The sequence below is a fragment of the Acinetobacter sp. GW821-FHT01C12 genome, assembly GCF_059422625.1.
The window spans coordinates 733880-744849 of sequence record NZ_JBWKXD010000001.1 but is presented as its reverse complement, the minus strand read 5'-3'; the positions used below and the strand labels follow the sequence as shown (position 1 = coordinate 744849).

The following is a 10970-nucleotide window of genomic DNA, read 5'->3' as shown; positions in this document are numbered from 1 at the left end:
ATCTTCTCCAATAAAGTAAAAATTTTGCTCTTGGGGTTTAATTGCGCTGTATATTTATTGGATTAATTTGAGGTTTATTGCGTGCGTTTTATTGCCATTTTCGAGGATTGATAAAAATCATAAGGGGAATAAAGCGAAAGCCTTATTCCTGACGCCAAGGTAAGTTGTGGAAACGCCATCCATTGAAAGAACCACGATGATCATTTTCATCAAGGTCGCCTTCAAAGCCTTGTTCGATATTGTAAATATTTTCAAAACCCGCATTAAAAGCCACATTTGCAGCAGCAGCGGAACGTTTACCACTGCGACAAAGCAGAAGAATAACCTTGTCTTTTCCAATTTTAGTTTCAAGTTCTTTGGCAAAGCGTGGATTGCGGTTTAGTGCAGTTCCTGTTGCCCAAGGAATATGAATGGTATCTTCTACATAACCCACAAATTTACGTTCTTCGTTGGTGCGTACGTCGACAATCACCACATGTCCTGCTTTAAACAAAGCCCATGCTTCATGAGGTAAAATCGTTCCAGTAAATTCTAGATAATGATCTTCAACACGTTGTTTTGCTTGTTCAAAGATATTTTCAATTTGAGCCGTTGTTAATTCGGTAAAGTGTTGCTGATTTAAACTCGTCATTTCAATTGCCTTTTTTGAGACTTAAATCACGTCTAAGTCATCATGTATCAGATGTATTGATAACAACTATAATGATTTTATATATTCAATAAATTAATAAAAATTGAATTGCTTATTCTTATTTTGAAATAAGGTTTAAATGATTTTTAAAGATATCTTTATACGAAGAATGTTTATCTACAAGATTGCTAATAAAATAGTATCAAGGGTCTGCTAGCATTTCATATTATAGTTTGCGTTGTAAGTTAAAATGAGCACGAGGCGTATATGTCGTAACGCATGGGATAAGGAGAATAGCCAGCTTATTTCTGCGTTTTATAATGTAGGCTGAGATAATTTTAACGATAACCGAGAGTAAGAACAAAGCACTGCTTTGTTTGCAGTCTAAAGCGTAGTTGAGAGACTAGAGTGTTTTTTGCCACTACTTCGTTACGAACTACTCATTTAGATGACTAAATTTCGTATTTCGTGCCTCGGATCGCCTAAAAAATACTCGTCGTCGCAAACATAAACGAATTGCCAACAGACCCTGTTCATTCAAAGTGAATAATAAAATTTCATGTTAAGCGCATGGATTGTGAAAAGTCATTTCAGTAGGTAAATATATGACCCAATGGAATATCCCCAATATTGTGGATGAGCTACAACAAGCTCGAAATGAATGGCGTACTCAACGTAAAAGCTTAAAAGACTTTGGCGGTAGGGAATTACCTTCAAAAGATGAAATTAAGAAAATCATGAATGATCTGTGTGGCATCTTGTTCCCTATGCGACTGGGGCCACCTGACCTACGCCAACAAAGTGAAAATTTTTATATTGCACATGCACTTGAGAAAACTTTGCACTCATTATTGGAGCAAGTCAAACTTAATTTAACCTATGATTATAAATATAAAAAGCACAACGAAAATGCCGATGTGATTGAGGTATTGGCACAAAGTATCGTCAGTGAATTTGCGCAAAAATTACCAGATTTACGCCGTATTTTAGATACAGATGTGATTGCGGCCTATGATGGTGATCCAGCAGCGCGAAGTGTCGATGAGGTTTTATTGTGTTATCCGGGTATTTTGGCAATTATTTACCATCGTATTGCACATGAGTTTTATAAAAAAGACTTGTCACTGTTGGCACGTTTAATTGCTGAGATTGCACATTCAAAAACTGGCATTGATATACACCCAGGCGCACAAGTCGATCAAGGTTTCTTTATTGATCATGGTACAGGTGTGGTGATTGGTGAAACCTGTATTATTGGTAAAAATGTGCGGATTTACCAAGCCGTAACGCTTGGTGCTAAACGTTTTGAAATTGATGATTCTGGGCGTTTACAGAAAGAATATGCACGTCACCCAATCGTAGAAGACAATGTAGTGATCTATGCAGGTGCAACTATTCTTGGGCGTATTACCATTGGTCAGGGTGCTGTAATCGGTGGAAATGTATGGATTACCCAAAGTGTTGCAGCAAATAGTGCAGTTTCTCAAAGTTCTGCAACCAAGTCAGAAGTGTAAGTGTATTGAAAGCTTAATGAGTAGCTTAGCTTAAAATTTTATTGGGTTAAAATGCTTCATTAAGAAAGTGGAATGATGTAGTAAGTCTGATCAACCGAGATGATCAGTTTATTTCTGATTTGATATATCCAAGCAGTGTCAATGGGCAGCTTAAATTGTTTATTTTGCCCATGTTGTTTGATTTCAAATACGTCATAGCCAATAGGTGTAAACCAGAATATATAATGATTTCCTGAACCTTGCACATCATCAATACTTTGATATTTTAGATATTTGGCATTTACAGTGGATAACTCTACTGGCTTTTTGCATTCAGGCAGTCTTATCTCATCTTCCAACTGTGGCAGAAATTTGGAAAAATCGCGACTATAGAGATAACTTTGAGGTGTTTTTAAGAGCTGTGTTTCGTGATCAAGAATTAAATAACATTCTGCTTGGTGCTGTTGTAGGTAAAGCTTTAACTGTTGAATGAGTTTTAAATTAAAAGGTTCGGCAGGTTGAGCTGGGTAATCATCTGGTGAAAAATCACGTTTTGGTTGTTCAGGCTTGTTTCTAAAAATATCTTTGAAATTTTCGATTACAGATTGCTGCTGTTGTTTAAGTTCTTTTTGAGCTTCTGCGGCTGCTTTGGCTGAAACATATTGAGGATCAAAATAAACCGTTGTGCCATATTCTAAGACTTTCTTTTGATATGTTTTTTCTTGCACCATTTGCTCTAAAATTGTCTGAGCAAATGCGGTATAGGAAAATGAAGTCATGGCCGTTGAATTTTGTGTCTGTGCATTGAACAAATAAGCTTGCATTGGATCATTCACACCAGATTGAAAGGTTTTTATAGTGATGAGAAAGTGATTGTGATTTAAGGTGACAATTTTATCGATCAATTGATTTGTTTGCGCAGCAATGAAATGAGGCTGAATCTGTTGATCATGATTTAGATCATAAGTACATATTTTAAAATTCTTTACAGGATTTTGTTTTACATGACTTTCAGGGCAATTGTAGACAATAAAATTTTCATTGATGGCTTTTCTATTCATATCATCAGACGTTTTAAACCATGTGAATTCTATGCCTGATATATTCGGTGTTAATTGCTGGATATGTTGGTGCGGAAATTCTTCACTATTTGGCGCTTTGTAGCCACAGGCATACAGTGCAGATACTGCAATTAATACAGATAATGATTTACCGAAAGTCAACATTGTTCTTATACTAAAATCTCTCAATACTCCTTACTCTAAAAGCATATCGTTGAAAATACAAACGCTTAAAAAACTAATCTTCTATATTTTTCCATCAGCTTACTTGAAAAATAACGTTTCAGCACAGATATTAATACTGAAATCTATTCCAAGTGTTTTGGTAAGCTTTTGAAAAATATATAAATTAATTCACTATTGCTATTGAAATCGAAAAAAACGTTCCCATTTATTATTCAAGTACAAAATTTGTTGTGAGGAATAACAAGAATGCGATTTGAAAAATTTACGAACCGCCTGCAGCAAGCCTTATCTGATGCACAATCTCAGGCAATGGGTAATGATAATACCGCAATTGAGGGTATTCATATTCTTTCTGTTTTATTGGAAGAACCATCCAATCTTAGCCTGTTGCAACAGTCAGGCGCCAATCTACCCGAGTTAAAAACAAAACTGCAAAAAGCCTTAACAGATGCGCCAAAAATTGGAACACCGACTGGGGATATCAATTTAAATCCTGAAGCTGTGCGTGCGCTTAATTTGGCAGACAGTTTTGCTCAAAAAGCAGGAGATGAATTTTTATCTACGGATTGGGTGATCTTGGCACTTGCTGAAACAGGTGCAACCAAAACATTGTTAACCAGTGTAGGTGTAACAACCGACAAACTACGCAAAGCAATTGAAAATATTCGAGGTGGCGAACAAGTTATGGCAAATAACCATGAAGATCAGCGAGATTCACTCAATAAATATACTGTAGATCTTACGGCACGTGCTGCGGAAGGCAAACTCGACCCTGTAATTGGCCGTGATGAAGAAATTCGTCGTACCATCCAAGTGTTGTCACGTCGAACTAAAAATAATCCTGTATTGATTGGTGAACCGGGTGTCGGTAAAACAGCGATTGTGGAAGGTTTGGCACAGCGTATTATCAATGGTGAGGTACCTGAAGGCTTAAAGGGTAAACGTGTTTTATCGTTAGACTTAGGCTCGTTGTTGGCTGGTGCAAAATACCGAGGTGAGTTTGAAGAACGTTTAAAAGCAGTACTCAAAGATTTAGCTAAATTTGATGGCGAAATCATCCTGTTTATTGATGAGCTACATACGCTTGTTGGTGCGGGTAAAGGTGATGGCGCAATGGATGCAGGTAATATGTTAAAACCTGCATTGGCACGTGGTGAATTACGTTGTGTGGGTGCAACAACACTGGATGAGTATCGCCAATTTATTGAAAAAGATGCAGCTTTGGAACGTCGTTTCCAAAAAGTTCTGGTGGATGAACCAAGTGTTGAAGACACCATTGCAATTTTACGTGGTCTAAAAGACAAATATGCAACGCATCATGGTGTGCAAATTCTCGATTCTGCAATCATTGCAGCCGCGAAAATGTCACATCGCTATATTACAGACCGTCAATTGCCAGATAAGGCGATTGATTTGATCGATGAAGCAGCATCACGTATCAAAATGGAAATTGACTCAAAACCTGAGCCACTTGACCGTTTAGACCGCCGTTTAATCCAATTAAAAATGCAATTGGAAGCGGTGAAAAAAGATGCAGATTCAGTCAGTAAAGCTGAAGTTGAGCATTTGGAAAAACAAATTGCAGATGTTGAAAAAGAATATAGTGATTTGGAAGAAATTTGGATTGCAGAAAAGCGTTTAGTCGATGGTACAAATCAGGCGCAAATCGAACTTGATAAAGCACGTACTGCATTTGAAAAAGCGCAACGTGAAGGTGATTTGGCAGAAGCAAGTCGTTTGCAATATGGGGTGATTCCAGAGTTGCAAAAACGCTTAAATGAAGAAGAGGTTGCGGAAGTCAATGAAGAGCCGAAACTGATTCGTACCAAAGTGACTGAAAATGAAATTGCAGAAGTGGTTAGTGCTGCAACCGGTATTCCTGTGTCAAAAATGCTACAAGGCGAGCGTGAGAAATTGCTTCATATGGAAGATTTCTTACACAACCGTGTGGTGGGACAAGATGAAGCTGTAGTAGCTGTTTCAAATGCAGTTCGCCGTTCACGTGCGGGCTTATCTGATCCAAATCGTCCAAGTGGTTCGTTCTTATTCCTTGGACCAACAGGGGTGGGTAAAACTGAGTTAACCAAGGCTTTAGGTAACTTCTTATTTGACAGTGATGATGCGATTATTCGTATCGATATGTCAGAGTTTATGGAAAAGCATTCGGTGAGTCGCTTGGTGGGTGCGCCTCCGGGTTATGTGGGTTATGAAGAAGGTGGTGTTTTAACTGAAGCAGTACGCCGCAAACCGTACAGTGTGGTGTTATTTGATGAAGTTGAAAAAGCCCATCCAGATGTATTCAACATCTTATTGCAAGTGTTGGATGATGGTCGATTAACAGACTCACAAGGCCGTGTGATTGACTTTAAAAATACCGTGATTGTGATGACATCGAACTTAGGTTCAAGTGATGTACGTGAACTCGGTGAAGGTGCTAGTGATGAAGATGTTCGTTTAACGGTGATGAATGCCGTATCACAACATTTCCGTCCTGAGTTTATTAACCGTATCGATGAATTGGTGGTGTTCCACTCGTTGAAAAAATCACAAATTCGTGGCATTGCGGATATTCAATTGGATCGTTTACGTTCACGTTTATCTGAACGCGACATTGGATTGAAAGTCGATGATCAGGCCTTTGATATTCTGATTGATGCTGGTTTTGATCCTGTATATGGTGCGCGTCCACTTAAACGTGCAATTCAACAACAGGTTGAAAATCCATTGGCTCAGCAAATCCTTGCTGGTCAATTTGCAGCAGGTGATACCATCTTAATCAGTGCTGAAAATGGTCAACTTGATTTTGGTAAATTAAAATTAAGTTAATTTACCCAGCAGTATAACCGAAGCCAACTACCGTAAGGTGGTTGGCTTTTTTATTGGATACGCATTTATATTTTTGCGTGTTACAGATTCCGATCAGTAGGACTTTTGCGTTCTGCATAAGTGTAAGCATTGGTGCAAGGGGAAGTAATATTGATGGATAGCACTTGTGAAGGGTAATTGAGGTTGATTGAGTAGTAGGATGCCAGATTAATAATTTCTGCATTATAGCGAAAACATTATATATCGCAGAATTAATACAAAGGTTTAAAGCCTGTTTAACTCCCCCAATCAAGCATCCAGAGCTATAGGGATGTATAGATTTATAAACCATTTAAAAGAAGCAATCGGCATAGCCTTGGCTTTTTATCGTATTATTTTAATCATCAGATATTTATGCGTGTTTATTTAGGTTTTACCTATTATCGGGTTTTTCATGAATTTATTGAAAAAACGGTCAAAAATTGATAGTTTTTCAATGAGGAATAATAAGAAAGGAAAAGTTGATCATGATGATCAAAGATAAGGACAAATCTGATTATTTAAAAATACTCGGTTTTCTCTTGATGGCATTTAGTTCGATAGAGGCATTGGCAGATAAATTAGATGATCAAGATCTTGCGGAGCAATCTGTAGGTGTGGTTAAACTGTCCCCCATTATTATTAAAGCTGTCAAGGATAATGCACAACAACCTGTCGAAGAGCAAAATAACCTGCATAAACAAGTTGCTCAGGAGAGGTCAGACGATGCTAAAAAAGATGAAATTTATTCTACCGTATTAACTGATTTCGAGTGGCAGAAAAAAGACCCAGATCCAAATCAACCTGGGGATAAATATTTAAAACCACTTGAAAAATATAGAATAATTGAGATTGGCTATAATCCATATCAACGCCATGATGTGAGAATAACAACTCAAGATCGTGTCACACTTTATATAGGACATGAAATTGACCCCGTGGCTTATAAATAAGCCCGAGGTCTAGTATGATTAAACAGGGAAGTGTTTAATTTTCCATGCTCTATGGATTTTTTGATTACGTTTGAAATCTAAGCCAATCGTTTCATTGGTGATCTCTTGTACATCAAACATTGCATCGATTTCTTCATCCATCTCAAAACCACGGTAGTTATTTGAGAAATACAACGTTCCCTCGGTGGTTAGACGGTTCATTGCACGTTTAAGTAAAGAAATATGGTCACGTTGCACGTCAAAAGTACCGTAGAATTTCTTTGAATTTGAGAAGGTTGGTGGGTCAATAAAAATCATGTCATATTGTTCATGACCTTCTTTTAACCATTCAAAACAATCACTTGAGAAGAATTGATGCTGTTCATCTGGGTGATCAACCGTTAAGCCATTTAAGACAAAGTTTTCTTTAGACCAATTTAGGTAAGTATTGGATAAGTCAACACTTGTCGTACTTGCAGCACCACCTAAAGCAGCGTGTAGACTTGCTGTAGAGGTATAACTATACAGGTTCAGGAAATGTTTTCCTTTAGCTTCAGCTGCAATACGTAGACGCATTTGACGGTGATCTAGGAATAATCCAGTATCCAAATAATCAGTCAAGTTGATTAAAATTTTGGCTTTACCTTCTTGTACGATAAAACGTTTAGATGCTGTGCTTTGTTTTGCGTACTGAGTTTTACCTTCTTGACGGGCACGGGTTTTGATAAAGATCGCATCACGACCTAAACCTGTTACAGCACGGATTGAAGCCAAAGCAAGGTTAAAGCGTTTTTTGGCTTTTTCAGGGTCAATGGTTTTTGGTGGTGCGTATTCTTGAACATGTAAACGATCACCATACAAATCTACAGCGACATTAAAGTCTGGTAAATCTGCATCATAGAGACGTAAACAATAAATATCTTCTTTTACAGCCCATTTTTTCAAAGCTTGCATATTTTTTTGCAAACGATTGGTAAAGTCTTCTGCGCCTTCAATTTTTTCAAATTGTTGAGGTTGCCAATCTGCAAGGAAAGGTTTAACCACAGCTGCTGGCTTAATATCACCAAAACGAATATAAATTGGCAATTTACCATTCATTAAACGTAAGATTTGTGGATTGTTAAATGCCAATACATCAGCTTGTTCAACAGCCGCTGCGATAACGGCAGCATGCTGATTGGGGAAATTCTTTTGTAGAAGTGCTGACAGACCCAGATATAAAGCTCGGTTAGAGGCTTTTTCCCCTAAACGCTCACCATAAGGTGGATTGGTGACAATAAATGAAGTTTTGCCTTCTGCTTGGAAATCAGGCCAATCTGCTAAAGTACGCTCTTCAATTTGAATTTGATCCAGTTGTTGCTCAAATCCAGCAGCAATAATATTTTGTTTGGTTGCTTTTACTGCTTCCCAATCTGCATCATAGGCATAGAATTTAGGTAAAGGTTGTTCTAAGGCAACTTTATGACGTTCAGCTGCTTCAGCTTTAATCGACATCCATAACTCATGATCATGTCCATTCCAGCCATTAAAGCCGAAACGGCGCACTAAACCAGGTGCACGATCAGTCAGAATCATCAATGATTCAATAATAAAGGTTCCTGAACCACACATTGGGTCAAGAATTATTTCTGGATTGCGTTGTTTAAGCTGTGCTTTTTGTAGGATAGCGGCGGCTAGATTTTCTTTTATTGGGGCATCTGTCATAAAACGACGATAGCCACGCTTATGTAAAGAATCTCCAGATAAATCTAAACAATAGGTATGTTCAGTTTTTCCAGCAAGCACGTACAGGGTAATTTCAGGCTGTTTAATGTCGATACTTGGACGTTTACCGACAGCTTCCATGAAAGAATCAACCACACCATCTTTAACACGTAAAGTCGCAAACTGTGTATTGACTTTAATATCACGTTCTACGTGAAGACGAATTGCGAAAGTACTTTGTGGTGCAAAAATAAGTGACCAATCAAAATTGATCGCACCTTCATAAAGTTCTTCTGCAACGTCACGTGCGTCATGGGTAAATTCAAGTTCATGAACATGGATCGGTGTTAGTACACGAGAAGCCAAACGTGACCACATACAAACACGGTATGCATCTTCGAGTTTGCCTTTAAAGATTAAACGTCCAGGAAATTTTTCAATATCTTGAATCCCTAAACCTTGAATTTCTTCTTGCAGTAAGGTTTCTAGTCCATCTGCACAGGTAACCCAATATGTAGAAAGACGTGGTTTCGAATTCATGAATATTTCCAAAGACATTAAAAAAGCAATCGCGTATTTTAGCGTATTTTGATGACGAAAACTTATAGAATGGCCTTTTAAGTCCGAAATTTTATAAAAAGTACCAAATTCAGTTAAAAATTTGGGTTTTTTGCTTGAAATATATTCAAATATCAATATGTAGATAAGATCAAATAACGAATTTAAAAAATGCTCAGTCTTATTGTTTCAATGTTTATTTTTTCGCTGTCTATGTCGATTTCACCGGGACCTGTGAATTTGACCATTTTAACCAGCAGTATGAATTATGGTGTAAAAGCAACTTTTGCATTTATTTCAGGGGCGACCATTGGTTTTACCTTGTTATTGGCATCAGTCTGTTTTGGTTTGTATCAAATGATTGTGATCTATCCTGTACTTCTTGATGTGATCACGATTTTAGGTACAGTTTTATTGTTGTGGATTGGGCTCAATATTCTACGTGCAAAAGGGACCGTTATCTCAAGTCAACCCCATGATGAAGCAAAAATACCAACCTTTATACAAGGTGCGTTGATGCAATGGCTAAATCCTAAAGCATGGATTGCCGCAGTGGCAGGTACAGGGCTATTTTCAACGGGGCATATCCATGCTGTTTTATTGGTTTTTGTAGCGATTTATTTTGTTGTCTGTTATCTATCTTTAGTACTGTGGGGGATTGCTGGTGAAAAGTTAGCAAGCTTTTTAAATACAGGAAATCGAGCACGTCTTTTTAATATCGTGATGGGTGTGTTATTAATTTTGATTTCATTGGAAATGTGTTGGCGCTATTTTTATCATTAAAATTTGATTTAACTTTCTTACATTCAATGTAAGGCTTAAACATGGATTTATTTTTACAATTGCACTGATGTATTGAACAGAATAGTGTCGCTGATAATCATGATGCTTTAGTTTATAGGCTAGGTCAAATGACTAAAAAGCAAAAAAATCGAAACATTGAGCAAAGCTCTGAAATATTTGAAGTATTACTGATTTGCATCAAGTCATTGATCATAAATGAAGCTTATGTTTTTGTATGAACTTTTAGAAACTCTTGGTTATCAATTCATTTTTGTATTTTTGAATCATAGATGGTGATCCTATAGTGGGGCGACAGGGATGTCGCCGTTGGGCGGGGGTAAAGGACGTACCCCTCGCACGACGGAAGATTTTTGTCACTTTTCATCTCTGAAAAGTGAGGCATCGCCTACGCAAAGCTATTTAAACTTTGAATATAAGATGTGGCATTGCAAGATTTTTAGAATTAAACAATTTATTTTTCTCATGTAATTGATTTAATTTAAAATATTGATTAAGAGAAATTATATTCTTGTGCCTGAGTTTTTTGACAGGTTGAATATAGTTCATGATGAGCGCAAAGTGCATACGGGACAATTTCTAGATCTATTTGAAGGTCCGCAATGTGTGGGTCGAGTTCTAGTCGGTAAACTTTTAAATAGAGAATAATGTGTATGCATTATTAATTCATTTTATGGCGTGATTTTGGTACACAATTTGCTTAATTATCCATCGTATTGGCTCAGAAATTTAATTGAATTTTTAATGAATTAATAAATAC

General features: G+C 37.2%; 7 protein-coding genes. 4 read left to right on the top strand and 3 right to left on the bottom strand.

The annotated features are described in order from the left end of the window. Positions 1-142: 142 nt before the first annotated feature. The gene (locus tag AC07WY_RS03680) at positions 143-631 is read right to left on the bottom strand and encodes a rhodanese-like domain-containing protein (RefSeq protein ID WP_209826320.1); all 489 of its coding nucleotides are present in this window, start codon (positions 629-631) and stop codon (positions 143-145) included. 605 nt (positions 632-1236) lie between these two features. On the opposite strand from AC07WY_RS03680, the gene epsC reads away from it, so the two are divergent. Continuing rightward, positions 1237-2145: a serine O-acetyltransferase EpsC gene (gene epsC / locus AC07WY_RS03675; protein ID WP_004820985.1), complete on the top strand. Its 909-nt coding sequence runs from the start codon at positions 1237-1239 to the stop codon at positions 2143-2145. A gap of 59 nt (positions 2146-2204) precedes the next feature. Here the strand turns inward: epsC and AC07WY_RS03670 are convergent, their stop codons facing one another. Continuing rightward, positions 2205-3350, bottom strand: coding sequence for a hypothetical protein (locus AC07WY_RS03670; protein WP_494735733.1), 1146 nt, complete (start codon positions 3348-3350; stop codon positions 2205-2207). Between the two features lie 267 nt (positions 3351-3617). Between AC07WY_RS03670 and clpB the strand changes: the two genes are divergently transcribed. Together clpB and AC07WY_RS03660 are read left to right on the top strand one after the other, a co-directional pair. Continuing rightward, a complete protein-coding gene (gene clpB / locus AC07WY_RS03665) occupies positions 3618-6197 on the top strand; it encodes an ATP-dependent chaperone ClpB (RefSeq protein WP_494735732.1) in 2580 nt (859 codons plus the stop codon). A gap of 506 nt (positions 6198-6703) precedes the next feature. Further along, on the top strand, positions 6704-7168 hold the full coding sequence (locus tag AC07WY_RS03660; protein ID WP_262085827.1) for a hypothetical protein: 465 nt from the start codon (positions 6704-6706) through the stop codon (positions 7166-7168). Between the two features lie 18 nt (positions 7169-7186). Here AC07WY_RS03660 and rlmKL read toward each other — a convergent pair whose 3' ends face one another. Next, on the bottom strand, positions 7187-9391 hold the full coding sequence (gene rlmKL, locus AC07WY_RS03655; protein WP_004721106.1) for a bifunctional 23S rRNA (guanine(2069)-N(7))-methyltransferase RlmK/23S rRNA (guanine(2445)-N(2))-methyltransferase RlmL: 2205 nt from the start codon (positions 9389-9391) through the stop codon (positions 7187-7189). A 189-nt stretch (positions 9392-9580) separates the two neighbouring features. Here rlmKL and AC07WY_RS03650 point away from each other — a divergent pair, with 189 nt between their 5' ends. Further along, on the top strand, positions 9581-10192 hold the full coding sequence (locus AC07WY_RS03650) for a LysE family translocator (protein ID WP_262085828.1): 612 nt from the start codon (positions 9581-9583) through the stop codon (positions 10190-10192). Positions 10193-10970: the final 778 nt, after the last annotated feature.

What these genes read in the sequence shown, in the direction of transcription:
- rlmKL (WP_004721106.1), bottom strand. Translation starts at nt 9,391, where the DNA reads ATGAATTCGAAACCACGTCTTTCTACATATTGGGTTACCTGTGCAGAT.
- AC07WY_RS03670 (WP_494735733.1), bottom strand. Translation starts at nt 3,350, where the DNA reads ATGTTGACTTTCGGTAAATCATTATCTGTATTAATTGCAGTATCTGCA.
- AC07WY_RS03660 (WP_262085827.1), top strand. Translation starts at nt 6,704, where the DNA reads ATGATGATCAAAGATAAGGACAAATCTGATTATTTAAAAATACTCGGT.
- AC07WY_RS03680 (WP_209826320.1), bottom strand. Translation starts at nt 631, where the DNA reads ATGACGAGTTTAAATCAGCAACACTTTACCGAATTAACAACGGCTCAA.
- epsC (WP_004820985.1), top strand. Translation starts at nt 1,237, where the DNA reads ATGACCCAATGGAATATCCCCAATATTGTGGATGAGCTACAACAAGCT.
- clpB (WP_494735732.1), top strand. Translation starts at nt 3,618, where the DNA reads ATGCGATTTGAAAAATTTACGAACCGCCTGCAGCAAGCCTTATCTGAT.
- AC07WY_RS03650 (WP_262085828.1), top strand. Translation starts at nt 9,581, where the DNA reads ATGCTCAGTCTTATTGTTTCAATGTTTATTTTTTCGCTGTCTATGTCG.